Source organism: Bacillus sp. Pc3 (assembly GCF_000815145.1).
Lineage (GTDB): Bacteria > Bacillota > Bacilli > Bacillales > Bacillaceae > Bacillus > Bacillus velezensis.
In genome coordinates this window covers 1842190-1865923 of sequence record NZ_CP010406.1, presented here as the reverse complement: position 1 = coordinate 1865923, position 23734 = coordinate 1842190, and the positions used below count along the sequence as shown (strand labels likewise).

Here is a 23734-nt window from a genome sequence, read left to right as displayed (position 1 = left end):
TGAGATGAATAATCAAGCGCTTTCACAAAAAATGATGCAGAATGTGCTGTTCACCGATGGGGCCGATCCTGCGACGACCTTTATCAATAAAACCGGAAGACCGGTACAGGTTCTTTGCACGATGATTGCGATGGTTTACAGCAAGCACGATTTCATCACACCAAGGAAAGTAATTTGCGACAAAAGCGGGGAGCTGCAGCATCGCTTGTTTGGCATAACCTTTTCCCTGATGCGGCGCATGTAAGGACAGCGCACTCAGCAAAATGGCAGACACATTGTTCGAATACGGGGCAATGGTTTCTTTTGAGGTATGTAAAATAAAAAAACCGACGGGGCGGTCTTCTTTTAAAATGACTGTCGGGTAGCGATCCCGGATGACAAGAGCCTGCGGCAGTACATCCTTCGGGAGAGCTGTGAACTTTTTATCTTCTTCACTCAGCACAAACCCGTTCAGTCCGTCTGCATGCTCCGGTTTATAAAAGGACAGGGCTACATCCATGATATCTACTCTCCTTTTTTATAATTGATCCAATTCATCTTCTGATAGAACACGGCAGCCTGCCCGTTTTAAAAGAGCGGAAGTGATGCCGTCTCCGATTATTTTTTTTCCTGAGAAAGTGCCGTCATAGATAAAGCTGCTGCCGCAGGACGGACTGTTTTCTTTAAGGATGACCGTTGCGGCGCCTATTTCTTTTGCGTATGCTAACGTTTTTTCCGCGCCATCCATATATAAAGCCGTAACGTCTTCGCCTGATGCCGTTACGATTCTTGCTGTTCCGTTCAGCACGTCTTCGCCCGTGCCGCCGATGATTTCCGCCGGTTCGCGGGGAGTGGTGAAGCCGCCCAAAAGTTCGGGGCAGACCATAACAGCTTTCTTTTCTTCTACGAGTCTGCGGATTTTTTCCGAAGCGGCGTGAGAGCCGTTATACCTGCATTCGATACCGCCGAGACAAGAGCTGACTAAGATCATCTGTGTCCATTCCCTTCAATATTTTGATACTTTCATCATAAATGAAATAAGAGAGGAGGGATGAGTTTTTCAGTTAAAAAACGGGTAAAAAAGTTTGAAAATAAAAAAAATAATTTTTCTCTTTACAAATGGGGTACAACCTGTATATAATAACTTTTGTCAGCTCGACGCGGACACAACGGCCCGTTGGTCAAGCGGTTAAGACACCGCCCTTTCACGGCGGTAACACGGGTTCGAATCCCGTACGGGTCATATGGAGGATTAGCTCAGCTGGGAGAGCATCTGCCTTACAAGCAGAGGGTCGGCGGTTCGAGCCCGTCATCCTCCACCATATTTGCCGGCCTAGCTCAATTGGTAGAGCAACTGACTTGTAATCAGTAGGTTGGGGGTTCAAGTCCTCTGGCCGGCACTGTTTTTCAAAAAAATACGGAGGGGTAGCGAAGTGGCTAAACGCGGCGGACTGTAAATCCGCTCCCTCAGGGTTCGGCAGTTCGAATCTGCCCCCCTCCACCATTTTTGGGCTATAGCCAAGCGGTAAGGCAACGGACTTTGACTCCGTCATGCGTTGGTTCGAATCCAGCTAGCCCAGTCTCAGACACCTTTTGCATAAAGGTGTCTTTTTTTTATCAGCATTTTGTTTCGATTTCTGATTGTTCATCAGATATACTATTTTTAAGCTGCTGTTAAGGCAGTATATTCTGTATTTTCCATCTACACCCTGCCTGAAATTTGGTAAAATAAATGTAATAAAAAAATGAAACCTTTTAAAACAATCAACGTATAGATACAGACCGGTGAAGGGCAGAGGTAAGATAAAACATGGAAAACCTGATTAAAAAAAGAATCAAGCAAGTCAAAAAAGGCGATCAAAATGCGTTTGCAGAAATCGTTGACCTTTATAAAGATAAGATTTACCAGCTTTGCTACCGCATGCTCGGCAATGTTCACGAAGCGGAAGATATTGCGCAGGAAGCTTTTATCAGAGCGTATGTCAATATCGACAGTTTCGATATCAACAGAAAGTTTTCAACGTGGCTTTACAGAATTGCGACCAACCTGACCATTGACCGCATCCGCAAGAAAAAGCCTGATTACTATCTGGACGCAGAAGTAGCGGGAACAGAAGGGCTGACGATGTATTCGCAGATCGCCGCGGACGGGGTTCTCCCTGAAGACGCCGTATTGTCATTGGAGCTGTCGGACACAATTCAGAAAAAGATTTTAAAGCTGCCTGACAAGTACAGAACGGTTATTGTATTAAAGTATATTGACGAACTCTCTTTAATTGAAATCGGGGAGATTCTGAATATCCCTGTCGGCACCGTCAAGACAAGGATACACAGAGGCAGAGAGGCTCTTAGAAAACAATTGAGGGATCTTTAAGTGGGGTGATGAAATGAGCTGTCCTGAACAGATCGTGCAGCTTATGCATAAGCATCTTGATGGAGATATCCTTCCTGAAGATGAAAACGTATTAAAACAACATTTGCAGTCATGCGGGAATTGCAAACGGCATTTTCATGAAATGGAGAAATCCGTAGCACTCGTCCGAAGCACATCGCATGTCACGGCCCCTGCTGATTTTACTGCCAAAGTTATGGCGAATCTTCCAAAAGAGAAAAAACGCGCTTCTGTAAAACGATGGATAAAAACTCATCCGATGATTGCAGCCGCAGCGGTTTTTGTGATTTTAATGGGCGGCGGTTTTTTCAACAGCTGGCATAATGACCACAATTTCAGTGTGTCCAAACAGCCGAACCTTGTCGTGCAGAATCACACGGTCACCGTCCCTGAAGGCGAGACCGTAAAGGGCGATGTCACAGTAAAAAACGGCAAGCTGTTCATTGAAGGAAAAGTCGACGGCAATGTGACCGTCGTCAACGGAGAAAAATACATGGCCTCAGCCGGACAAGTCACCGGGCAGATTGAAGAGATTAACCAATTGTTTGACTGGGTCTGGTACGAACTGAAATCGGCGGGCCAGGGCGTCGTGAGCGCTTTGGACCCGAGTGAAGATGAGTAAAGCGTATAATCGCTTTACTCTTTTTTTTGTGCATCGCCGCTCTGGCTCATTTCACTTGAGAAATCAAAATGTGGTATAATGAGCACGCTATATGATGTACATATTGCTCATGCAGCACAATTCATAACAGAAAAACGAAATGACTGAATTCTTGGAGGACGAGGAAATGGCTTTTGAGGACATCCCATTTTTGCAATACCTCGGCAATGCCGTTGATATTCTCCTTGTTTGGTATGTGATATATAAATTAATCATGGTCATACGCGGGACGAAGGCGGTTCAGCTTTTAAAAGGAATCGTCGTCATCGTATTGGTCCGGATGGCCAGTTCATATTTGGGACTCAGCACGCTTCAGTGGCTGATGGACCAAGCGATAACATGGGGATTTTTAGCGATCATCATTATATTCCAGCCTGAGCTGAGACGGGCGCTTGAACAGCTCGGACGGGGCCGGTTCTTTTCCAGGAGCGGAACCCCCGTGGAGGAAGCGCAGCATAAGACAATTGAAGCGATTACAAAATCGATCAGCTACATGGCGAAACGCCGCATCGGCGCACTCATCGCCATTGAGCGCGATACGGGAATGGGCGATTATATTGAGACGGGCATCCCGCTTAATGCGCAGGTCAGCTCGGAGCTTTTGATTAATATCTTCATCCCGAATACACCGCTGCATGATGGAGCGGTCATTATGAAAAATAACGAGATTGCGGCGGCTGCCTGTTATCTGCCGCTTTCTGAAAGCCCGTTTATTTCAAAGGAGCTGGGGACGCGTCACAGAGCGGCTGTCGGCATCAGTGAAGTGACGGACAGCTTAACCATTATTGTATCTGAAGAGACGGGCGCCATCAGTGTGGCCAAAAACGGAGACCTTCACAGAGAATTGACGGAAGAAGCACTGAAAGAAATGCTTGAAGCCGAGTTTAAGAAAAACGCCAGAGATACTTCTTCTAACCGCTGGTACTGGAGGGGCAAGAAAAATGGATAAATTCTTAAACAACCGCTGGGCTGTAAAGATCATTGCATTGCTCTTTGCGCTGCTGCTTTACGTTGCGGTTAACAACAACCAGGCGCCGACTCCGAAAAAGCCGGGGGAATCCTTTTTTCCGACATCAACGACTGACGAGGCTACGCTTACTGATATTCCTGTAAAAGCATACTATGATGAAGCGAACTATGTCGTCACCGGCGTGCCCCAGACCGTAAATGTCACGATTAAAGGCTCGACAAGCGCGGTGAAAAAGGCGAGACAGACGAAGAATTTTGAGATATACGCCGATATGAATAAGCTGAAGACCGGGACTCATAAGGTCGAATTGAAGGCGAAAAACGTATCGGACGGACTGACGGTCTCCATTAACCCGTCAGTCACGACGGTTACGATTCAGGAAAAAACGGCTGAGAGTTTTCCCGTGGAAGTTGAATACTACAATAAAAGCAAAATGAAAAAGGGATATACCCCTCAGCAGCCGATTATCAGCCCGAAAAACGTGCAGATTACAGGTTCGAAAAATGTGATTGATAACATTTCACTTGTCAAAGCATCCGTGAACCTAGAAAATGCAAATGAGACCATTGAAAAGGAAGTGAAGGTGACCGTCTATGACAAAGACGGCAACGCACTTCCTGTTGATGTTGAACCGTCAGTCATTAAAGTGACGGTTCCCGTAGCCAGTCCGAGCAAAAAGCTTCCTTTCAAAATCGAAAGGAAGGGAAGTCTTCCGGACGGGGTGAGCGTTGCGAGCATTGACTCGAATCCGAGTGAGGTGACGGTTTACGGCCCGCAGGATGTGCTGGATTCACTTGAATTTATTGACGGCGTATCTCTTGATTTAGGCAAAATTGATAAAGATACCGATATCAATGCCGATATCCCGCTTCCTAAGGGTGTCACTAAGGTATCACCGGAAAAAATCACGCTTCATGTTAAAGTGGACAGTGAAGACAAAAAGGATTTTGACAATGTCGGAATCAAGACGGTCGGACTGGGAGGCTCACAGCAGATTGAGTTTCTCGATCCTGAATCGCAGGCGATAAATATTACGGCCAAAGGCTCTCCCGCCAACATTAAGGCGCTGAAAAAGTCGGACATTGAACTGTATGCCAATGTCTCGGACTTGGATGACGGAGAGCACTCTGTAAAGCTTGAAGTAAACGGCCCGCAAAACGTCACATGGTCCCTGTCAAAAGACACGGTTAAGATCAAGCTGACTTCTAAGAAAAACACAAGTTCAAATAAAAATGACGGCGGCTCCGCTGATTCCGGCAATAAGAACGGCACAAGCGGAGACGCAGACAAAGACAAGAACAAGAACCGGGAAGACGACACTGACAGCGATCAGAATAAAAGTCAAAACCAGGATCAAAATCAAGACCAGGATGAAGACGGATCAAGCGCTGATTCTTCTTCAACAGAATGAAAAAGGAGCGATACAAAATGGGCAAGTATTTTGGAACAGATGGTGTAAGAGGTGTTGCCAACAGCGAGCTTACGCCAGAGCTGGCCTTTAAAGTTGGGCGTTTTGGCGGTTATGTCCTGACCAAAGATAAGCAGCGCCCGAAAGTGCTGATCGGCCGTGATACACGTATCTCCGGACATATGCTGGAGGGAGCCCTTGTCGCCGGACTTTTATCGATCGGAGCTGAAGTGATGCGCCTCGGCGTTATTTCTACGCCGGGGGTATCCTATTTAACGAAAGCCATGGATGCTGAGGCGGGCGTCATGATCTCCGCTTCTCACAACCCCGTACAGGATAACGGAATTAAATTTTTCGGAGGGGACGGCTTTAAGCTTTCTGATGAGCAGGAGGCCGAGATTGAACGTCTTATGGATGAACCGGAAGATAAGCTGCCGAGACCGACAGGCGCGGACCTCGGGCTTGTAAACGATTATTTTGAAGGCGTTCAAAAGTATCTGCAATTTTTAAAGCAGACGGCGGACGAAGATTTCACAGGCATTCATGTAGCGCTTGACTGCGCTCATGGTGCGACATCATCCATTGCGACGCACCTTTTTGCCGATCTCGATGCTGACGTGTCTACAATGGGGACGTCTCCGAACGGATTAAACATTAATGATGGCGTCGGGTCTACACACCCGGAAGCGCTGAGTGCTTTCGTCAAAGAAAAAAACGCCGATATCGGCCTTGCGTTTGACGGCGACGGCGACCGCCTCATTGCCGTTGATGAAAAAGGAAACATCGTCGACGGTGATCAGATTATGTACATATGCGCGAAGTATTTGAAATCAGAGGGCCGTCTGAAGGATGATACCGTCGTATCGACTGTGATGAGCAACCTCGGTTTCTACAAAGCGCTTGAAAAAGAAGAAATCAAAAGCGTTCAAACGGCAGTCGGCGACCGCTATGTCGTAGAAGCGATGAAAAAAGACGGCTATAATGTCGGCGGCGAGCAGTCAGGGCACCTTATTTTCCTTGATTACAACACTACTGGCGACGGTCTTTTGTCCGCGATCATGCTTGTGAATACGCTGAAGGCGTCCGGCAAAACCCTTTCAGAACTTGCGGATGAAATGAAAAAATTCCCGCAGCTCTTAGTGAACGTGAAAGTGACGGATAAATATAAGGTAGAAGAAAACGCTAAGGTGAAGGCCGTTATTTCTGAAGTGGAAAAAGAAATGAACGGAGACGGCCGGATTTTAGTGCGCCCGTCAGGCACCGAACCGCTCGTCCGCGTGATGGCTGAAGCGAGAACAAAAGAGCTTTGTGACGAATATGTCACAAAAATCGTGGATGTCGTGCGGACAGAAATGGGAGCGGAGTAGCGAAGTTTATAAGCAGAGAGCGAACAAGACAAGTGCGATCAGCATAATATGATAGTAAACATGATGCCGGGGCGGCAAAAAATAATTGACCGTCCTTGGCACATGCTGTAAAATCAAGCTTGTTCAGCCTTTGTTTTTCACTTGCAGGAAAGGCGGGATTGTTTGCATCTTTTATAATTACAGCGCCCGAACTAAGCGCCCGAAAAACGGCTTAGTTGACGAGGATGGAGGTTATCGAATTTTCGGCGGATGCCTCCCGGCTGATTCATTTAGATCACAGCCGTAAGGATTTCTTCAAACCGGAGGGGCGACTCTCCGAACAAAGAGAAATCACATGATCTTCCAAAAAAACATGTGGGAGGGGACGATTGAAAGTCCCCTTGTAATTTGACTTTCTTCGTCTCCTTTTGCACCTTTAGGAGGAAGAAAATATGTGTGGAATTGTAGGTTACATCGGTCAGCTTGATGCGAAAGAGATTTTGTTAAAAGGATTAGAGAAGCTTGAGTACCGCGGTTATGACTCTGCCGGTATCGCTGTGGCGAATGAGCAGGGCGTGCATGTGTACAAAGAAAAAGGCCGCATCGCCGACCTTCGTGAAGTGGTAGATCACTCGGTTGAATCTCAAGCGGGAATCGGCCATACACGCTGGGCGACTCACGGCGAACCAAGCTTCCTGAACGCTCATCCGCATCAAAGCGCACTCGGCCGCTTTACACTTGTTCACAACGGTGTGATCGAGAACTATGTTCAGCTGAAGCGCGAATATCTTGAAAACGTTGAACTGAAAAGCGACACGGACACTGAAGTAGTCGTTCAAATGATCGAGCAATTTGTGGCGGGAGGACTTAACACAGAAGAAGCGTTCCGCAAAACACTGACTCTGTTAAAAGGCTCTTACGCAATTGCATTATTTGACGGTGAAAACACAGACACCATTTACGTTGCAAAAAACAAAAGCCCTCTGTTAATCGGCCTTGGAGATACGTTTAACGTCGTGGCATCTGACGCGATGGCTATGCTTCAAGTAACGAATGAATACGTTGAGCTTTTGGACAAAGAAATGGTGATCGTGACAAAAGACGAAGCCGTGATTAAAAACCTTGACGGTGAAGTCATGACACGTGCGTCTTATATCGCTGAGCTTGACGCCAGTGATATCGAAAAAGGCACATACCCTCACTACATGTTAAAAGAAACGGATGAGCAGCCGCTTGTTATGCGCAAAATCATCCAAACGTATCAGGACGAAAACGGCAGACTGGCCGTGGCCGGCGATGTCGCTGACGCCGTGGCGGAAGCGGACCGCATTTATATCGTGGCTTGCGGAACGAGCTACCATGCCGGTCTTGTCGGGAAACAATATATTGAAATGTGGGCAAACGTACCGGTTGAAGTGCATGTAGCGAGTGAATTCTCTTACAACATGCCGCTTCTGTCTAAGAAGCCGCTCTTTATCTTCCTTTCTCAAAGCGGAGAAACAGCGGACAGCCGCGCCGTGCTTGTTCAAGTCAAAGCGCTGGGTCACAAAGCGCTGACAATTACAAACGTTCCGGGATCAACGCTTTCTCGTGAAGCGGATTACACATTGCTTCTGCACGCAGGCCCTGAGATCGCTGTTGCATCAACAAAAGCGTATACGGCTCAGATTGCCGTGCTTGCGATCCTTGCGTCCGTTGCAGCAGAACGCAACGGTGTTGATATCGGTTTTGATTTAGTCAAAGAATTAGGTATCGCGGCAAACGCCATGGAAGCCCTCTGCGACCAGAAGGACGAAATGGAAATGATCGCGCGTGAGTACCTGACTGTTTCAAGAAACGCTTTCTTCATCGGCCGCGGCCTCGACTACTTCGTATGTGTCGAAGGCGCCCTGAAGCTGAAAGAGATTTCTTACATCCAGGCGGAAGGCTTCGCCGGCGGCGAGCTGAAGCACGGAACAATCGCTCTGATCGAAGAAGGAACACCGGTCTTTGCGCTGGCGACACAAGAACACGTCAACCTGAGCATCCGCGGAAACGTGAAGGAAGTCGCAGCCCGCGGCGCCAACACTTGCATCATCTCGCTGAAAGGCTTAGAAGACGCAGACGACAGATTCATCCTGCCGGAAGTCAACCCTGCACTTGCTCCGCTGGTATCTGTTGTGCCATTGCAGCTGATCGCTTACTACGCTGCGCTGCACCGCGGCTGTGATGTTGATAAACCGCGCAACCTTGCGAAGAGTGTTACGGTGGAATAATATATTTAACCCCTTTGGTTATTAGCCAGAGGGGTTTTTTAATGCGGAAATTAGAAATACATACTCTTTGCGATTGTAAAGAAATCCCCTTTTATATATTGAAAAGGATTAACACCTGCTTTATAATACGAGATGCATTCCGGTTAACATCCATAAATGTAATCATTAGTAAATCGTTTTGTGCATGCCTCATCGGAAAGTAATCATCTCCAGCAATTTTCATCATGAATATCCATTATATAAACGTAATCAATCGATTACACATCCACATTATGCTTAAGACTTTAAAATCCCTTTTGTATTTGTCGGCTCCTGCCTCTTTATGAATACCTCGACTAGATATGAAAATAACAACATTTTTGCAATAATCCGGTTCAATCCTTAAAAAAGTCCTGACGACACTGATAGGAGTGGAATGATGTCAAACCTTTTAGAAATCAGAAACATCAGCAAATCTTTTGGCCATAAAGCTGTTTTAAAGGATGTTACATTCAATGTGCCTGCCGGATCAATTGTCGGATTTATCGGTGATAACGGCGCAGGCAAGTCAACAACATTTAAAACGATATTAGGATTAATCTCTCAGGATAGAGGTAAAGTGAAAATCTTTGGTAAAGAGAATCTGGATAAACATATAAAGTTCAAAGAAAATATTGGGGTCGTATTTGATGCGATGAATCTTCCTGCGCACCTTACGATAAAGCAGCTGAATCATGTATTTAAGAAACTATTCGGTGCTTGGGACCAAGATCATTTTTACCGGTTGGTTCATTCTTTCTCTTTACCTATGGACAAAAAAGTGAATACATTCTCGCGCGGCATGTCAATGAAGTTATCCGTAGCTGTTGCTTTGTCGCATAATGCAAAATTATTACTCCTGGATGAAGCAACGGGAGGGCTTGATCCCTCTTCAAGAGATGATCTGTTAAATGAATTAAAAAGCTTTGTGAGCAAAAGCAACGGCGGTATTTTACTTTCATCGCACATTATGACTGATGTCGAGAAGATAGCCAGCCATATCGTTATTATGAAAGATGGCGAAATTTTATTAAATGAAGAGAAAGATAAGGTTCTTGAAAGCTATACTGTTATAGATGTTGATGAAGGCCGATTGGCTGAGCTTGACGAAGATATCGTTCTAGCAAAAAGGAATCATGGATCTTATTGGAGTGTGCTTGTATCGGATCAACAGAAATTGCCGAATGGCGTAACGGCCAACACCATTTCCATAGAAGAAATCAGCGTCTTTTTAACGAGGAGTGAAAAAATTGAGAGGTCTGTTACTGACTAACTATTACCTGGTTTATCGAAGTTTCTTTGCATACACGGGGTTGGCCATATTGGTATCAGCAGTCATTTTTTATTTTGGGGATGCTTCAATGCATCGTTTTGTTGCTATGCTGATTATTTTGTTTGTCGTCATGCCCGCACTTGAGGTTATAAAGTATGAGAGCAAGTCTGGCTATGACAGGTATGTCCTGACTTTACCGGTCAGCAGAACAAATATTGTTCAAAGCCACTATGTCTTTTATCTTTTGATTGTTGTGATCGGAGCTGTAATATCTTATGGTATTTTCCTTGTATACAGCCTGGGTTCTGATGAACCAATTGACGGCATATTTAATATTGTCTCTTTTGGAACGTTCATCGTTCTCTTTGCCGGTGCAATCGTTTATCCTCTTCTCTACATGATAGGCCCGGAAAAATCCGATGCTATCGTGATTGGAGGAGCAATGGGGGGACTTTTTGCTACGTTTGGATTGCAAAGTGTCGTTGGGTATGTAGCAGAACAAGTACCGCTGTCATTTTTGCACATAAATCCTTCTTTATATGTCCCGATTATATATCTCATGATCGGCGTTATCTTATATATCATTTCATTTTTCATTGCCGCAGCTATATATCATAAAAAAGAATTTTAGCAACTGATCAAGTTACAACAGGATAAGACATGGCACGGGCTCATAAATTCACTTTAACTCCAAGCAGACAGCCGCCCGCACAATGGGCGGCTGTTCTTCTAATTAAAACTGCGTTGTCACATCGTACTCATAATCAATCTTCAATTTCACATTTTTCATAGTCGATTTTGCTGTTGCGAGTGTGTTGTATTTAAAATTCCAGATGCTTGAGACTGAGAGGTTATCATCCAGTGTGATACCGTAATTTCCTTGAGTGGAGCTGTTTGCAAGTGCACGGTGCCACACTTTATTTTCTTCCGACATGATGTAGTGGCTTGTATTTCCTTGGCTTGGTGTTTGGGTTGCGGTGGTGTTGATTCTTTTCACTGTGGCGTCTCTTGGAATGCTTGTCTGTTTGGTTAAGTCGAGTCTAAGAACAGTTGAATCTGATCCATTCGGACTGAGGCTTGTGTTCCCTTTATTTTCAGCTGTACCGCTGAATGAGAAGGTCTCACTGCCGGATTTGATTCGGTCGTAAATAGAGAGAGTAAAGTACATATCGTCAGTGTAGGAGCCGCGGGACACTTTCACGTAGAACGTCTCGTTATTTTCTTTCGCATCTGTATCCGCATAGATAAAAGGTAGCGCCGTATCAGGATTTATCACTTCTGTGCCTTTACTGATCAGTACTTTATTTTTATTATAAATTTCAATGTCCATTCCCTTGTATTCACTTCTTGTTGAACTCCTGACATAAAGTCTTTCTCCCTTATTTGCCGTGAAAGTGAAATACGAATCTTTTTCCCCTTTTGGCAATATGGCAGTATCAATATTTTTATATTTCCAGTAGCCTACCGGATTGGCAGTTTCAAATGAATGATTTCCTGTAATGGCGCTTATTTGTAACGAGTTCTTTTGAGACGCAGAGGCTGAAGGTGAAGATGCAAACAATGCGCCTGATAATACGATTGCACTGACAAATAGAATCAATATACACTTCTTCATGGAAAAATCCCCCTTTTTGACTACATCATACATAAAAACATTAGCTATGTAAACATTTGTTATTTAAGGTTAAAATCTACTGGAAGACAGCCGATAAAAACACTAGAACATCATCTCAAGCGGAGGTTAAAAACATGCGCCTAAACGCTCGATATATAAAAAATCAAGTAATGGCTCAGCAAGTGCTTCAGCGGTATTCTTCCAAAACAAATGTGAAAGATGCGGCAAAAGGATCGGACAGCTTATTGATTCAGACAGGCGGGAGCCGCGATCTGAGCCAGGTGAATTATTCAAGGAGCGGTGTCACTGAGAAAGGGAGCAGCCTGTCCCGTTTATATCAATCTGCAAATCAGAAAACGATTACGGATAATGGGAATGAGACGGTAATAGACGCTAATAATCCATATGAGTCTGAGAGTGATATTGCGAGCAAGATTCTTGATGAGAAATACAGCCGTATCAATGAAATCAATAAACGAAAACCAGATCCTTTGCATTATATTAAGGACAAATACCAGCGTGCCGATTCACCTTATTTCAGAAGTGATTTATCAGAATCGGAGCGTCAGGCCGCTTATCATAATGAAACGGAATGGCTGTTTAAGGGGAAAGCCCAGAGCTATGATTTCCGTGATGCGGCGTTTCGGGGTGAAACGCTCAACGGAGAGATTCAAGTCGAAAATGAAAAGGTGTTTCAGCGCGGGCAGGTGAATCAGCAGATTGAGATGCTTTTCCATCGGAATCATATTCAGATTCCGGAGGGTGCGAATCTTACATTTACGATATCACCGATTGATTATCTGTTAAAAGTGAGCGGGACTGACGATAAAGAGCTCACTCAGCAGATTGAAGCTGTCTTAAACTCCGGGGAAAACAGCAAAGAGCTGTTTGCGCACATCATTCGCAGCCGGAGTGATGACTCCTCGCAGTTTACGCCGGAAACATATGAGAAATATCAAGTCGTTCGGGAAATGTACGAGGTGACCGGCTATCATCTGAAAGACTTGCAGATCGTGGACGGAAAGTACGTCACAGAAGACGGACGCGACCTTTTAGACGTCTATAAGGAAGCGCTGCAGCAAGATCCTTTGTTGAGACATACGGCGGCAGAAGCGGCCGCCCATTACGGACAGGCGCTCACGAAGCTGGCGAGAACGGGTTATGATGCCATTCCTGATTTGGTTCTGTCCATTGAGTATAAAAACGGATCTCTGCGTGATGTCGGCCAAAGCAGGCAATACGGATCTGGGGATACAGATTGGCTTTCTGAATGGAAACGGGAGCTGGGTGTGCGTATATAAAATGAGAAAAAAGCTGACGAATGATGCCGTCAGCTTTTCTTTATGTGTTTACTTAAAACTCCTCATACTCCGCCGGATCTTGGCCGTTTATGCGTCCGTCGGGGCGGGTAAGCGAGTCGATAATGCTCATGTCGTTTTCATCAAGGGAGAAATCAAAAACGGAGATGTTTTCAAGCTGGCGCTCGGGCGATGCTGATTTTGGAATCGGGATGGCGCCCAGCTGGATATGCCAGCGTAAAATGACTTGAGAAATGGTTTTGCCGTATTTGTCCGCAATCTGTCCGAGTTTTTGATCGTTCAATACTTCGCCGGCCCGGGATAACGGACTCCATGATTCTGTCACGATGCCCTGTTCTTCGTGCCATTGGCGCTGCTGCTGCTGATTAAAAGCGGGATGCAGTTCAATTTGGTTGATGCCAGGCTTTACGCCGGTTTCACGTTCGAGCCGTTCGATATGCTCAGGCAGGAAATTGCAGACGCCGATGGATCGGATCAGGCCCCATTTTTTCGCATCAATCAGTGCCTGCCATGCTTCCGTGTAGCGGTCTTGTTTCGGGTTCGGCCAATGGACGAGATACAGGTCATAGTAGTCCAGACCGGCGCGGTATAAAGATTCTTGGATGGTTTGTACAGCTTTGTCATAGTCATGGTAGCGCCCGGGCAGCTTGGACGTCACGTATAGCTGTTCTCTCGGAACAGAGCTTCTCTTGATGGCTTCTCCGACCGATCCTTCATTTTCATAGTTATAAGCGGTGTCAATCAGACGGTAGCCGATATCAATGGCGCTGGTAATGGCATGAACGCCGTTGTTTCCATTAAGAGCGTATGTACCGAAGCCGATCACGGGAATGCTTGTCCCATCCAGCAGTTTCTTTTGCGGAATTGCTCCAGTCATCATTAAATCCCTCCTTGTTTTCTACTTTACCATTATTCTTACAAATGAAACATAATAATGGAAGGAAATGAGATGATCCGCACATGAAAAAAGCTGACGGAGAACCGTCAGCTTTAAATTTGAAACATCCATACTACGACGGGGCCGAAGACCGATCCTAACACGGCGCAGAGCGTCATGGAAACAGAACTCATGGAGACCGTTAATTCTCCGTACTCCATTGCTTTTGAGGTGCCGAGCGCATGGGAAGCGCTCCCGAATGCAATTCCTTTCCCGAGTGAGCTGCGGATGCGGATCCACTTGAGAAGCAGCGGTCCTAAGATAACGCCGGAAAACCCTGCGATCATGACGAACACGACTGTCATGGAAGGGACACCGCCGATACCGGACGCAATCTGTATGGCGACAGGCGTCGTAATTGATTTTGGGATAATTGACAAAATCAAACTCCGACTGATGCCGAACAGCTCTGCAAATAGCAGGCCGCTGACCATTCCGGAGAATAAACCGGCCAACACGCCGCCGATGATCGGAAACATATACTTGATTAACACCCGGCGCTGCTTATAAAGCGGGTATGCCAAAGCCACCACGGCGGGTCCGAGCAGTGAATTGATCCATTGTCCGCCGATCATATAGTCATTATACGAAATATGAAAAACAAGCAGCACGGCAATAATGAAAATCGTAGTCGTCAAAACCGGTATGAGAAAGGGATATGGAAAGCGCACATATAATTTCACCATAGCCAGATAGGCGGCGGCCGTGAACAAAATTATAAGGATTGCGATACATGCTTGCTGCACTTCTTTTTCTCCTTTCTCTGATTGGCTTTGTGCTCTAACAGCTGGCTGGCGTACCCTGCGGCGATCATTGTGACGATGGTGCTCAGCACGATGATCAGAAACAGAGCAGCCCCGCTGGCGGAAAACAGTGACGGGTAATTGATGACGCCCGTCATGGCCGGAATGAATAACAGCGGAAGAAAAGACAGCAAAAATCCGGCTCCGTCTTCAATCATTTTGACGGGAATGATCTTAACCGATAAACATATGATCAGCAGGATCAAACCGATGATACTTCCGGGAATGGGCAGGTGAAAGAACTGCTGAACGGCTCCCCCGATAAAGGAAAATGCGAATAAAATAATGATTTGCAGTATGATGCGTATGACTTTCACGACAATGCTGTTCTTTGGAGAAGAGCAGCTTCCCCCTTTCTTGATGCTTCGGTAAGTTTCTTTACTTTTTACGCATATATTTGTACTATACAAATATATGTATGCAAAATCTTTCTATATGTTTTCTGAGTAAATGTGCATATGTTTGTATTATACAACTAATATTGCTGTTGTCAATGTAAGGAGTGAGGCTGTTTGTCAAAACAAGATCCGATTGAATTAATTGAATATGAGCTCACCACTTTTATCAGGAGAGCTGTTTATCTTGATAACTCCGACCGTAAAATCGGACATCTGGAAAGGGCTGCGTATTTGTTATTACGGCAGCTGGATGAATTCGGACCGGCGCGTGTAAAGGAATTAGCCGAATCTTTTAAGCTGGATATTTCCACATTGTCACGCCAAGCCGCGGCCTTGGAGTCGAAAGAGCTGATCCAGCGTTTTTCCGATCCTTCTGACGGGCGGGTCAGTCTGTTTGCGATTACGAAGCTTGGCAGACAGAGGTTAAAAACTGATAAAAAGATGCGTCTTGAGCGGTATCATCGTATGCTTGACGATTGGTCAGGCGATGAAAAAGAAATGTTCGGCCGGCTTTTGCTGCGGCTGAATGAGGCATTTATCGATTAATGCATGATTTTTGCCGAGTTAAGCAGGATTATGGCGTATACAAGGGAGAATGGAAGAGGGTAAGGCTTTACGCCATTCTGCTTAGCAAAAATAATATTGAATAGGGGGCGGAACATGTTTCTCCAGGGGACATCCTGTTTCTCGGAGGCTGCGGCATTTATTATCTCAATATTCATAATTCAATAAAAATGAAAGCGCTTTATTTTTAGTTTGTTGATTTAGGGTGCAAGGTGTTTACCTGAAAAAAACAATTGTATTTTCCACGGAAATTTATTATGATGGAATAAGGAAATTGGAGATTATATAACAATAGAAAGATAGAATATTTCTAATATTGCGGGAAATGAAGAGTGAGTTAGGTTCAACAGGTGCACCTTCTGCTTCATTATTTCACATATATCAGAGCTGTTAAGAGGAGGAAGCGAAGTGGCAAACAAAGAATTAAAGAGAGGCTTAGGCGCGCGTCATATACAGATGATTGCGCTGGGCGGCACGATCGGTGTCGGTTTATTCATGGGGTCATCCAGCACGATCGGATGGACCGGGCCGTCTGTCCTGCTGGCTTATGCGATCTCGGGTATCTTTATCTTTTTTATCATGCGTGCGATGGGCGAAATGCTCTATGTAGAGCCGAGTACAGGGTCGTTTGCGACGTTCGGCCATAAGTATATACATCCGTTAGCCGGCTATATGACGGCGTGGAGCAACTGGTTTCAATGGGTGATCGTCGGGATGTCTGAAATTATCGCCGTCGGTTCGTATATGAAATATTGGTTTCCTGATCTGCCGGCATGGATTCCCGGCATTATCGCCATGGCCATTCTCGGTGCGGCGAATTTAATTTCGGTAAAATCTTTCGGTGAGTTTGAATTTTGGTTTGCCATGATCAAAATCGTCACCATTATTCTGATGATTGTGGCCGGAATCGGGATTATTTTCTTCGGTTTCGGTAACGGAGGGCATGCAATCGGATTATCTAATTTATGGTCGCACGGCGGTTTCTTTACGAATGGTTTTTCAGGATTTTTCTTTGCCTTGTCTTTGGTCGTTGCGGCCTATCAAGGGGTCGAACTGATCGGGATTACGGCAGGGGAAGCGAAGGACCCGCAAAAAACGCTGCGAAGCGCGATTCAGAGTATTATTTGGCGGATTTTAATTTTCTACATCGGTGCGATTTTCGTAATCGTTACCGTATATCCGTGGAATGAGCTTCACTCACTCGGCAGTCCGTTTGTTTCGACATTTGCGAAAGTCGGGATTACGGCGGCGGCCGGTTTGATTAACTTTGTTGTGATTACCGCTGCGATGTCCGGATGCAACAGCGGGATATTCAGTGCGGGACGCATGCTTTATACATTGGGCGTGAACGGACAGGCCCCGAAATTCTTTAAGAAAGTTTCTTCGAGCGGTGTGCCGATATTCGGTACGTTTGCCGTATTAATCGGACTTGTGATCGGTGTCGTGCTGAACTACATCGCGCCTCCGAAAATTTTTGTCTATGTGTACAGCGCGAGTGTGCTGCCGGGAATGATTCCGTGGTTCGTCATTTTAATCAGCCATCTCGGTTTCAGAAGAGCGAAGGGCGCTGAGCTTGATAAGCATCCATTTAAAATGCCTTTTGCGCCGTTTACAAACTATTTGACGATCGCTTTCTTACTCATGGTATTGATCGGCATGTGGTTTAACAAAGATACGCGGATTTCTTTGGTTGTCGGGGTGATTTTCCTGGCGATTGTGACGGTCAGCTATTATGCGTTCGGTATCGGCAAGCGCATGCCTGGTGAAAAATCGAAAATAGAAGACGCTGTATAATTCAAAAAGACACCTCTCTTACAGGGGTGTCTTTTTCGGCTTGTCCGCGAGTGGTATACTGGTTAAAAAAAGCAGAACCGGGGGAAACATCGATGAGTCATTACCGTACGTTATTATTTGATATAGACAATACGCTGCTGGATTTTACCGCTTCAGAAACCGATGCCCTTCAAAAATTGTTTCAAGGTTCAAAGCTGGAGCTGACGGCAGAGGTGGAAGCCCGTTATAAAGCGTTAAATCAAGGGCTGTGGAAGGCGTTTGAAGAGGGGGAAATGACCCGCGATGAAGTGGTCAATACACGGTTTGCCCTTTTGTTTAAAGAATACGGCCTCGAAGCCGACGGCGTGCTGATGAATCAGGCGTACCGCCAATACTTAGAAGAAGGGCACCAGATGATAGACGGAGCTTATGAGCTGATTGAACGGCTGAGTCCTTTATTTGATTTATACATCGTGACGAACGGCGTCTCAAGATCACAATATAAGCGGCTGGGCGACTCCGGTCTGTATCCGTTCTTTAAAGATGTGTTTGTATCTGAGGACACGGGTTTTCAAAAGCCGATGAAGGAATACTTTGATTACGTGTTTGCGAGAATTCCCGATTTTTCTGCCGAGGGCGGACTTATTATCGGCGATTCACTGAGCGCGGACATAAAAGGCGGTCAGATGGCGGGAATGGATACGTGCTGGTTTAATCCCGGAAAGAAAGCAAATGAGTCCGGAATCATCCCGACGTACGAGATTCATTCGCTTGATGAGCTGTATGATGTGCTGAACGTGGAGCGGAAAGCCGCCGCTCATTTGTAAGGAGAATTCGATGAAGATTGCACATACGAAGTTACTGATCAGGGGTTTTGCATTACTATCAATCTTTCATGCGATTCTTCAGCTTCCTCCCGGCCGGGGGGAGCTGAAGGTTTTTTTGTCTGTGCTCGTGATGATGCTGACGGCTAATGACTGCCTGCGGCCGCTATATATGAAGAGAAGGCCGGCTGTATATCAAGGCTCTTTTCTCCTGAGCAACGTTATCGCGGGAGTACTTTTGTACAATGTCTATAGTGTGGGGGCACAGGCCGTAATGGTGCTTTTATTGGCGGAGGTGCTTATTACTGATAAGGAGATTTCGGCTGTTTTGTTAACGATGAATGCCGCCGCATTTGCCGCAGCTTTATACGCCGGCGGAGCGGGTGTCAGTGATATCGTGCCGCCATACTTCATCATGTTTGCGGTGATTTATTTATATCGGAAAAACCTGCAGGAGAAGTCGAAGGTTGAATTGCTGAACCGAGAGCTGAAGATCGCTAATGACACACTGAAGGAATATTCAGACCGGATTGAGGAACTGGCCGTTACGAAAGAAAGAACTAGAATTGCGCAGGAGCTGCATGATTCTCTCGGTCATTATCTGGCTGCTCTGAAAATGAATTTGGAATTTGCCGGGAAGACAGCCGGGCATCAGCCGGACAAAGTGAAGCAGATCATTCATAAGGCGCATGATCTTACGAAAGAATCCATTTTAAAGCTTCGCCAGGCCGTTATGCTGCTGCAGGGCTCTTTGCCGGGGCGGGGATTTGAGCAAGAGCTCCGTGACATTTTCAGCCATTTTCAAGAGGCGGGAGGCATACGCTTCGAGCTGGAGATGGACGCGGCCATAGAAGCGGAACAGCCGGATGTGAAGCATTGTCTTTATCAATCCGTTCAGGAAACGATTACGAATGCGATAAAACATGGACATGCTTCATATGTTTCTGTCCGGATTCAAAAAAACCGAAACATGATATTGGCGCATATTCATAATAACGGCTCAGCCTGCGGAACGATCATAAAATCAAATGGTCTGAAAGGAATTGAGAAAAGAGCGGCCGCACTTGGCGGAGAGGCTGTTTTCTCGTCCGGGAAGGAAACGGGTTTTGACGTGAAAATAAGGATTCCATGCAAGGAGGAATAATCAAGTGAATGTCATGATTGCAGACGACCAGTCCATTGTGAGAGAGGGGCTGAAAATGATTCTGAGTCTTCATGAAGGAATTCAAATATCGGGAGAGGCTTCTTGCGGCGAAGAGGTTCTCCGGCTGCTTTCTCAAACTGAAACCGATGTGATTTTGATGGATATCAGAATGCCCGGTATGGACGGAATCGAAACGACAAAAGCGGTAAAAGCGCGATATCCGTCCGTAAAAGTCATCATTCTGACAACGTTTGAAGATGATCACTATATTTTTGCCGGGCTGAAAAGCGGAGCCGACGGCTATCTCTTGAAGGATGCTGATTCAGATGAAATTACCGCCTCCCTTCAAGCCGTTTATGAAGGGAAGATGATGCTGAATCCCAAAATCACGGTTTCCGTCGTAAAAGCGCTGAACAATATGGAGATCCCTGCGGTGCAGAAAGAGCCGCGGACAAAGCTGAAGGAGATTCTCACGCCGAGAGAGCTTGATGTGGCGAAACACATTATGGAAGGCAAAAGCAATAAACGCATTGCCGCAGACTTATTTCTGACTGAAGGCACTGTGAAAAACTATGTATCCAGAATCCTCGATAAACTTGAAGTGTCAAACAGAACCGAGCTTACCTTATATTTGCAAAAACTGCTATAACCCCGCTTCACCCTCCTCTCTCCCTTTTTATCACTAAACATATGACGAAAGTAATACCCATATCGAGTACGAAAGTGAATAGAAAACAAGGATCGCCAAGAGTAGAATAAGTGCAGATATGACACAAGGAGTGCTGCACGAATGCTCGAATTAACGGATTTGACAAAGAAGTACGGCGATTTTACCGCTGTCAATCATATATCACTGCGCGTCGAAAAAGGAGAGATATTCGGTCTCCTGGGACCAAACGGCGCCGGTAAATCAACAACGGTGTCGATGATCAGCACCGTGCTCCCGCCGACGGGTGGAACAATCTGCATTGACGGAACCTCATTACAGGAGCAGCCTGCGGCCATAAAAAAAGTGATGGGAGTCGTCCCGCAGGAAATCGCTTTATATCAAGCGTTAAGCGCAAAGGATAATTTGGCTTTTTTCGGGAGTCTGTACGGACTTTCCGGTAAGGAACTTTGTAAACGGGTTGATGAAGTGCTGGACATCATCGAATTAAAGGAACAGCGAAATCAAAGGATATCTGAGTTTTCAGGCGGCATGAAAAGACGGGTGAATATCGGAGCCGCGCTAATGAATGAACCGAAACTATTCATTTTAGATGAACCGACCGTCGGAATTGATCCGCAATCCAGACACCATATTCTTGAAACCGTGAAGACGTTAAATCAAGAAAAAGGGATGACCGTCATCTACACGAGTCATTACATGGAAGAGGTCGAATACCTCTGTGAAAAAGCGGCGATCATGGATCACGGCTCAATCATTGCCTGCGGGACGAAAGACGAATTGAAGCAGTCAGCCAAAGCCTCTGATACCCTGATCGTGAATGCAGAGGGTCTGAATGATGATGCCGTTAAAAAAATCCGCCGCATTCCCGGTGTTGCCGAGGCTGCTGTCAGCCAGCAGACCATTACGATGCTCGTCTCTGCGGCAGATCGCAATATCCTTGATATTGCGGATGATATCAGGGAGACCGGTATCACCATTAAGGGCATTCATTTCGAGGAAGCCAATCTGGAAAGCATTTTCCTCCGGCTCACCGGCAAAACGCTGCGGGATTCATAGGGGGCGTCATGAAAATATTATTCAGGCTGATCTTATTAGATTTTCGGTTATTGGCCGGAGCAAAGTCTTTCTATATAAAACTGATTCTGTTTCCGGCACTGATGATTTTTATTTTAGGAACGGTTTTTCACGGCGATTCGAAAGTGAAGCCATTTCAGACCGCGTTTTATAATGCGGATCACGCGCAGAGTTCTTTGGGCGACGTATTAAAGAATGACGTGCTGAAACAAACTGATCTCATCCGTGTAAAAGACATAGGCAGTTACCAAGAAGGGAAACAGCTTGTCGAAAGCGGCAAAGTCTCCGTTTTTGTATATGTGCCGAAAGGCTTTGCAAAAGCGGCAGAACACAATGAAAAAACAAGTATCAAAGTCATCTCGAACCAACAAGGCTCTGTAAACGGAGACATTGTGGAAATGATGGCCGATTCGTTTGTCACCAGAGTAAAAGCGGAGATCAGTGAAGAAAAAGCGGTGCTGAAGCAGTCGGGACATCTGTCAAAGGGAGATGCCCGCAAAATCATCAGCGGCCTTTCGGGTGAACAGGCTGTCACCATTCCGAAACAGTCGGCCGGCAATCACGCGGCTCCGATTGATGCGATGCAGTATTATTCAATCGCAATGGTCGTCATGTTCTCCATTATGACCGCGTTTGCGCTCATTCACGGGATAGTGGAAGAGAGACAGCAGCACACGTTATTCAGAATCAAATCAATGCCTGTTTTACGTATCCAGTATGTGGCGGGTAAGCTTTTGGGAATCATGCTTGCCATCCTTATGCAAATGGCTGCCGTCATCATCGCAAGCAGCATCTTGTATCAGGTAAAATGGGGCAATTTGTTTGAAATATTGCTGGTTACGATTGTTTATTCATTTGCGATCGGCAGTATCGTGCTTCTTTGGGGGTTTACTGCAAAAAATCACGAGACCGTCTCAAGCATGGCGGCTCCCATTTTATACGGATTCAGTTTTTTAGGCGGAAGCTTTATCGCAAAAGACAGCTTGCCTGACAGTTTGAAAATCGTGCAGGAGCTGATACCGAACGGCAAAGCGATCAACAGCTATGTCAGTGTCACGCAGCATGCCGGTCTGAGCGGTATTTCGACGGATTTGGCAGAGCTTGCCGCCATCGGCGCCGTGTTTTTATGTTTGACCATCTGGGTGTTTAAACGGAAGGAGGCTGTTTCATGACGCAGCTGTTATTCATGATCAGACATCAGCTGAAACTGATGCTGCAAAATCGGGCTGCCATCTTTGCGACGATTTCCGCCCCGCTCCTTCTCACATATTTCTTTTCCTTTTCTGCGGATGGCAGTCAGCAGAAGGAAGTATATGTAGCTGATAAGGATCAGAGCGCCTATTCAGCGCAATTTATGAAAATGATTCAGACAGCCGGCCATATAAAAGTCACGAAGGTCACGGAGGACGTATTAAAAACAAAGGTTAATCATCAGGATATTTCCTTCGGATTGCTGATCGGCTCTCATTTTGAAGAAAAATTATTTTCCGGAGATGAATTGAACGTTTCATTTATTCAGAATGAAGAAAAGGGTGATGCTGTTTTGACAGAGCAGCTGATTGCGCAGCAGGCGGGCGCGCTGAAAAAAATAGTCCGCGATGCAAAAGTGATATCCCGCACGCTGCACACCGACGGGAAGCAGGTGGCAGCTGATCTCTTGAAGGATATTCAGGGGCATTCCGCCGTCAATGTTGACCGCCATCACGTTTATGAAGGCGGACAGGCAGCCGACAGACTTATCGGATTTTTAGTGATGTTTATCTGGTTTGTTGCAGTCCAAAGCCTGCGATCATTTATAGATGAACATGAAAATCATACATATGACAGATTGCTGAGCACACCCGTTTCCTATACGGCATATGCAATCTCTAAGTTTGCGGCGGCGTATCTTTTCGGACTTCTCCATATCATTGTAATCCTCGCTGCCGGAACATTCATGCTGCATATCCGTTTTGCTGATCATGTTTTTGCTGCGGGAGCGGTGCTTGCGGCCTGCTCGTTTGCGCTGACTGCTGTAACGATGGCCGTGATACCGTTCATGAAGAGCCAAAAGCAATTCACGTCGCTTGCTTCGGTTTTTATAGCTGTCACGGGTTTATTGGGAGGGGCTTTCTTCACATTAGACACGGCTCCGGAGTACATGCGGATGCTGTCATTGTTTACCCCTGAAAAATGGGCGATCGGTGCATTTCAAAACAATGGCGGAGGCAGCATGCAGATCGTGCCGCTGAGCCTGTTTCTTGCTGCCGGTGCAGCGTCATTGGTCTTATCACTTTATATGATAAACCGTCATATGAAAAAAAACGGTTAG

General features: G+C 45.9%; 23 protein-coding genes and 5 tRNA genes. 22 read left to right on the top strand and 6 right to left on the bottom strand.

Annotated features, from left to right (window positions below):
* Positions 1 to 22: 22 nt before the first annotated feature.
* Positions 23 to 499, bottom strand: coding sequence for a GNAT family N-acetyltransferase (locus SB24_RS08690; RefSeq protein ID WP_015239057.1), 477 nt, complete (start codon positions 497 to 499; stop codon positions 23 to 25).
* Between the two features lie 18 nt (positions 500 to 517).
* Positions 518 to 970: a 2-thiouracil desulfurase family protein gene (locus tag SB24_RS08685; RefSeq protein WP_007408014.1), complete on the bottom strand. Its 453-nt coding sequence runs from the start codon at positions 968 to 970 to the stop codon at positions 518 to 520.
* A 180-nt stretch (positions 971 to 1150) separates the two neighbouring features.
* On the opposite strand from SB24_RS08685, the gene SB24_RS08680 reads away from it, so the two are divergent.
* From SB24_RS08680 to SB24_RS08620, 13 genes are all read left to right on the top strand, one after another.
* A tRNA-Glu gene (locus tag SB24_RS08680) sits at positions 1151 to 1222 on the top strand.
* A 3-nt stretch (positions 1223 to 1225) separates the two neighbouring features.
* Positions 1226 to 1301 (top strand) — tRNA-Val (locus SB24_RS08675).
* 5 nt (positions 1302 to 1306) lie between these two features.
* A tRNA-Thr gene (locus SB24_RS08670) sits at positions 1307 to 1379 on the top strand.
* Between the two features lie 19 nt (positions 1380 to 1398).
* Positions 1399 to 1483 (top strand) — tRNA-Tyr (locus tag SB24_RS08665).
* A 4-nt stretch (positions 1484 to 1487) separates the two neighbouring features.
* A tRNA-Gln gene (locus tag SB24_RS08660) sits at positions 1488 to 1559 on the top strand.
* Positions 1560 to 1789: 230 nt separating this feature from the next.
* Positions 1790 to 2353, top strand: a complete 564-nt coding sequence (gene sigW / locus SB24_RS08655; RefSeq protein WP_039252930.1) for an RNA polymerase sigma factor SigW — start codon at positions 1790 to 1792, stop codon at positions 2351 to 2353.
* 13 nt (positions 2354 to 2366) lie between these two features.
* Entirely contained in the window at positions 2367 to 2993 is a 627-nt protein-coding gene (gene rsiW, locus SB24_RS08650; protein ID WP_011996220.1) for an anti-sigma-W factor RsiW, read from the top strand.
* Between the two features lie 166 nt (positions 2994 to 3159).
* Entirely contained in the window at positions 3160 to 3981 is an 822-nt protein-coding gene (gene cdaA / locus SB24_RS08645) for a diadenylate cyclase CdaA (RefSeq protein ID WP_003156763.1), read from the top strand.
* Entirely contained in the window at positions 3974 to 5413 is a 1440-nt protein-coding gene (locus tag SB24_RS08640; protein ID WP_039252927.1) for a CdaA regulatory protein CdaR, read from the top strand. The genes cdaA and SB24_RS08640 overlap by 8 nt, the downstream gene beginning before the upstream one ends.
* Before the next feature lie 17 nt (positions 5414 to 5430).
* Positions 5431 to 6777 (top strand): phosphoglucosamine mutase, encoded by a 1347-nt coding sequence (glmM, locus tag SB24_RS08635; RefSeq protein ID WP_007408011.1) that lies wholly within the window; start codon positions 5431 to 5433, stop codon positions 6775 to 6777.
* Between the two features lie 431 nt (positions 6778 to 7208).
* Positions 7209 to 9011 carry a glutamine--fructose-6-phosphate transaminase (isomerizing) gene (gene glmS / locus SB24_RS08630; RefSeq protein WP_039252922.1) on the top strand — a complete coding sequence of 601 codons (1803 nt, stop codon included), beginning with the start codon at positions 7209 to 7211 and terminating at the stop codon, positions 9009 to 9011.
* 418 nt (positions 9012 to 9429) lie between these two features.
* On the top strand, positions 9430 to 10302 hold the full coding sequence (locus SB24_RS08625) for an ABC transporter ATP-binding protein (protein WP_015416698.1): 873 nt from the start codon (positions 9430 to 9432) through the stop codon (positions 10300 to 10302).
* Positions 10280 to 10933, top strand: coding sequence for an ABC-2 transporter permease (locus SB24_RS08620; protein WP_031378865.1), 654 nt, complete (start codon positions 10280 to 10282; stop codon positions 10931 to 10933). The genes SB24_RS08625 and SB24_RS08620 overlap by 23 nt, the downstream gene beginning before the upstream one ends.
* A 102-nt stretch (positions 10934 to 11035) precedes the next feature.
* Here the strand turns inward: SB24_RS08620 and SB24_RS08615 are convergent, their stop codons facing one another.
* Positions 11036 to 11917 carry a hypothetical protein gene (locus tag SB24_RS08615; protein ID WP_015416700.1) on the bottom strand — a complete coding sequence of 294 codons (882 nt, stop codon included), beginning with the start codon at positions 11915 to 11917 and terminating at the stop codon, positions 11036 to 11038.
* 134 nt (positions 11918 to 12051) lie between these two features.
* On the opposite strand from SB24_RS08615, the gene SB24_RS08610 reads away from it, so the two are divergent.
* The gene (locus SB24_RS08610; RefSeq protein ID WP_033575103.1) at positions 12052 to 13218 is read left to right on the top strand and encodes a DUF4885 family protein; all 1167 of its coding nucleotides are present in this window, start codon (positions 12052 to 12054) and stop codon (positions 13216 to 13218) included.
* Positions 13219 to 13270: 52 nt separating this feature from the next.
* On the opposite strand, the gene SB24_RS08605 is transcribed toward SB24_RS08610, so the two are convergent.
* From SB24_RS08605 to SB24_RS08595, 3 genes are all read right to left on the bottom strand, one after another.
* Positions 13271 to 14116: an aldo/keto reductase gene (locus SB24_RS08605; RefSeq protein ID WP_079891298.1), complete on the bottom strand. Its 846-nt coding sequence runs from the start codon at positions 14114 to 14116 to the stop codon at positions 13271 to 13273.
* Between the two features lie 110 nt (positions 14117 to 14226).
* Positions 14227 to 14919 carry an LrgB family protein gene (locus SB24_RS08600; RefSeq protein WP_039252919.1) on the bottom strand — a complete coding sequence of 231 codons (693 nt, stop codon included), beginning with the start codon at positions 14917 to 14919 and terminating at the stop codon, positions 14227 to 14229.
* Complete coding sequence (locus SB24_RS08595) at positions 14889 to 15293, bottom strand: CidA/LrgA family holin-like protein (protein ID WP_003156751.1); 405 nt, start codon at positions 15291 to 15293, stop codon at positions 14889 to 14891. Before SB24_RS08595 ends, SB24_RS08600 begins: the two co-directional genes overlap by 31 nt.
* A 195-nt stretch (positions 15294 to 15488) precedes the next feature.
* Between SB24_RS08595 and SB24_RS08590 the strand changes: the two genes are divergently transcribed.
* The 8 genes from SB24_RS08590 (at position 15489) to SB24_RS08555 (ending at position 23734) form a co-directional block, all read left to right on the top strand.
* Positions 15489 to 15920 (top strand): MarR family winged helix-turn-helix transcriptional regulator, encoded by a 432-nt coding sequence (locus tag SB24_RS08590; protein ID WP_039252916.1) that lies wholly within the window; start codon positions 15489 to 15491, stop codon positions 15918 to 15920.
* A 426-nt stretch (positions 15921 to 16346) separates the two neighbouring features.
* A complete protein-coding gene (locus SB24_RS08585) occupies positions 16347 to 17732 on the top strand; it encodes an amino acid permease (RefSeq protein ID WP_015416703.1) in 1386 nt (461 codons plus the stop codon).
* Positions 17733 to 17824: 92 nt separating this feature from the next.
* Entirely contained in the window at positions 17825 to 18538 is a 714-nt protein-coding gene (locus tag SB24_RS08580) for a YjjG family noncanonical pyrimidine nucleotidase (protein ID WP_015416704.1), read from the top strand.
* Positions 18539 to 18548: 10 nt separating this feature from the next.
* Entirely contained in the window at positions 18549 to 19679 is a 1131-nt protein-coding gene (locus SB24_RS08575; RefSeq protein ID WP_039252913.1) for a sensor histidine kinase, read from the top strand.
* Between the two features lie 4 nt (positions 19680 to 19683).
* Positions 19684 to 20328: a response regulator gene (locus SB24_RS08570; protein WP_015416706.1), complete on the top strand. Its 645-nt coding sequence runs from the start codon at positions 19684 to 19686 to the stop codon at positions 20326 to 20328.
* A gap of 141 nt (positions 20329 to 20469) precedes the next feature.
* The gene (locus tag SB24_RS08565; RefSeq protein WP_015416707.1) at positions 20470 to 21405 is read left to right on the top strand and encodes an ABC transporter ATP-binding protein; all 936 of its coding nucleotides are present in this window, start codon (positions 20470 to 20472) and stop codon (positions 21403 to 21405) included.
* 8 nt (positions 21406 to 21413) lie between these two features.
* Positions 21414 to 22595, top strand: a complete 1182-nt coding sequence (locus SB24_RS08560; RefSeq protein ID WP_039252909.1) for an ABC transporter permease — start codon at positions 21414 to 21416, stop codon at positions 22593 to 22595.
* Positions 22592 to 23734 carry an ABC transporter permease gene (locus SB24_RS08555; RefSeq protein WP_015416709.1) on the top strand — a complete coding sequence of 381 codons (1143 nt, stop codon included), beginning with the start codon at positions 22592 to 22594 and terminating at the stop codon, positions 23732 to 23734. Before SB24_RS08560 ends, SB24_RS08555 begins: the two co-directional genes overlap by 4 nt.

Coding starts and splice junctions, on each gene's coding strand:
- rsiW (WP_011996220.1), top strand. CDS start 2,367: ATGAGCTGTCCTGAACAGATCGTGCAGCTTATGCATAAGCATCTTGAT.
- SB24_RS08580 (WP_015416704.1), top strand. CDS start 17,825: ATGAGTCATTACCGTACGTTATTATTTGATATAGACAATACGCTGCTG.
- SB24_RS08685 (WP_007408014.1), bottom strand. CDS start 970: ATGATCTTAGTCAGCTCTTGTCTCGGCGGTATCGAATGCAGGTATAAC.
- SB24_RS08690 (WP_015239057.1), bottom strand. CDS start 499: ATGGATGTAGCCCTGTCCTTTTATAAACCGGAGCATGCAGACGGACTG.
- SB24_RS08640 (WP_039252927.1), top strand. CDS start 3,974: ATGGATAAATTCTTAAACAACCGCTGGGCTGTAAAGATCATTGCATTG.
- SB24_RS08605 (WP_079891298.1), bottom strand. CDS start 14,116: ATGATGACTGGAGCAATTCCGCAAAAGAAACTGCTGGATGGGACAAGC.
- SB24_RS08555 (WP_015416709.1), top strand. CDS start 22,592: ATGACGCAGCTGTTATTCATGATCAGACATCAGCTGAAACTGATGCTG.
- SB24_RS08610 (WP_033575103.1), top strand. CDS start 12,052: ATGCGCCTAAACGCTCGATATATAAAAAATCAAGTAATGGCTCAGCAA.
- cdaA (WP_003156763.1), top strand. CDS start 3,160: ATGGCTTTTGAGGACATCCCATTTTTGCAATACCTCGGCAATGCCGTT.
- SB24_RS08575 (WP_039252913.1), top strand. CDS start 18,549: ATGAAGATTGCACATACGAAGTTACTGATCAGGGGTTTTGCATTACTA.
- SB24_RS08565 (WP_015416707.1), top strand. CDS start 20,470: ATGCTCGAATTAACGGATTTGACAAAGAAGTACGGCGATTTTACCGCT.
- SB24_RS08560 (WP_039252909.1), top strand. CDS start 21,414: ATGAAAATATTATTCAGGCTGATCTTATTAGATTTTCGGTTATTGGCC.
- sigW (WP_039252930.1), top strand. CDS start 1,790: ATGGAAAACCTGATTAAAAAAAGAATCAAGCAAGTCAAAAAAGGCGAT.
- glmM (WP_007408011.1), top strand. CDS start 5,431: ATGGGCAAGTATTTTGGAACAGATGGTGTAAGAGGTGTTGCCAACAGC.
- glmS (WP_039252922.1), top strand. CDS start 7,209: ATGTGTGGAATTGTAGGTTACATCGGTCAGCTTGATGCGAAAGAGATT.
- SB24_RS08625 (WP_015416698.1), top strand. CDS start 9,430: ATGTCAAACCTTTTAGAAATCAGAAACATCAGCAAATCTTTTGGCCAT.
- SB24_RS08615 (WP_015416700.1), bottom strand. CDS start 11,917: ATGAAGAAGTGTATATTGATTCTATTTGTCAGTGCAATCGTATTATCA.